The organism is Streptomyces niveiscabiei (genome assembly GCF_001419795.1).
Classification (GTDB): Bacteria; Actinomycetota; Actinomycetes; order Streptomycetales; family Streptomycetaceae; genus Streptomyces; species Streptomyces niveiscabiei.
In genome coordinates this window covers 1-1,599 of record NZ_LIRL01001394.1, presented here as the reverse complement: position 1 = coordinate 1,599, position 1,599 = coordinate 1, and the positions used below count along the sequence as shown (strand labels likewise).

The 1,599-nt window shown below is 71.8% G+C and carries 1 protein-coding gene; it reads left to right on the top strand.

What is annotated here, in order from left to right; all coding sequences use genetic code 11:
• Nucleotides 1-1,599, top strand: a 1,599-nt coding sequence (locus tag AOK24_RS44400; protein WP_055725471.1) for an alpha-galactosidase, incomplete at both ends; no start/stop codon positions are given.

Sequence of the window (1,599 nt, the reverse complement as noted above, 5' to 3'; positions counted from 1 at the left end):
GGGTCGAGGGGGCGGCCGGGTTCGAGGGGCTGACGGTCGAACTCCACGACTCCGGGACCGGGTTGACGGCCTTCGTCGAGTTCGGGGTCGTACCCGGGGTGCCGGTGCTGCGGTCGCGGGTGCGGCTCCGCAACGACGGGCGTGAACCCCTTGTCGTGCAGTCCGTCAGCAGTCTGCTTCTCGGGGTGCTGCCGCCTCCCCGGCTGCTGGACGTGCACTGGGCCCGCAACGACTGGCTCGCGGAGTGCCGTTGGGAGAGCGCGCCGGTCCGGGACGTCGTCGCCGATATCGGGGCCGCCGTCCACCAGCACGACAGCCGTGCCGCGTTCTGCCTCACCGGGCGCGGGAGTTGGCCCACCGACGGGCACCTTGCCATGGGCGCGCTCACCGAAGTCGGCGGCGGGCGGGCCTGGTTGTGGCAGATCGAGTCGCCCGCCGGGTGGCGGTGGGACCTCGGGGAGCGGGACGGGCTGACGTACCTCGCGCTCAACGGGCCCACCGACGCCGAGCATCAGTGGCGGGTGCGGCTCGGGGCGGGGGAGTCGTTCACGACCGTGCCCGTCGCGCTGGCGGTCGGCGCCGGGTTCGATGCCGCGATGGGGGCGCTGACCTCGTACCGGCGTGCCGTCCGGCGGCCCCACGCCGACCATGTGGCGCTGCCCGTCGTCTTCAACGACTACATGAACACGCTGATGGGGGACCCCACTTCGGAGAAGCTGTACCCGCTCGTCGACGCCGCCGCGCGGGCCGGGGCCGAGTACTTCTGCATCGACTCCGGGTGGTACGACGACGACGCGGACGGGTGGTGGGACAGCGTCGGCGCGTGGGAGCCGTCCGCCCGGCGGTTTCCCGACGGCGGCATCCAGCGGGTGCTGGAGCGCATCCGGGAGCGCGGGATGGTGCCCGGGCTGTGGCTGGAGCCCGAGGTGGTGGGGGTACGCAGTCCCGTCGCGCGGCAGCTTCCCGACGACGCCTTCTTCCAGCGCGACGGCATCCGCCTCACCGAACAGGGCCGCCACCAGCTCGACTTGAGACACCCGGCCGCTCGCGCCCACCTCGACCGCACCGTCGACCGGATCGTCGGGGAGTGGGGCGTGGGGTACCTCAAACTCGACTACAACATCGTGGTGGACCCCGGGACGGTCGGGCCCGGAGACCTCGCGCCCGGAGCGGGGCTTCTCGGGCACGGCCACGCCTATCTGTCGTGGCTGTCAGGGGTGTTGGACCGCCACCCGGGGCTCGTCGTCGAGAGCTGTGCCTCCGGAGGGATGCGCATGGACGGCGCCACCCTCGCGGTCTCCCAACTCCAGTCCACCAGCGACCAACAGGACCCCCTGCGGTATCCGCCCATCGCGGCTTCCGCGCCTACGGCTGCGCCGCCTGAGCAGGGTGCCGTGTGGGCCTATCCCCAGCCGTCGTACTCCGACGAGTTGATCTCGTTCACGCTGGGCGGGGCGTTGTTGGGGCGGGTGCATCTGTCGGGGCATCTGGATCGGATGAGTGACCGTCAGATGGCTTTGGTGCGGGGGGCATTGGATACGTACAAGGCGATCCGGGGAGATCTGGCCCGGGGGTTGCCGTTCTGGCCGGTGGGGTTGC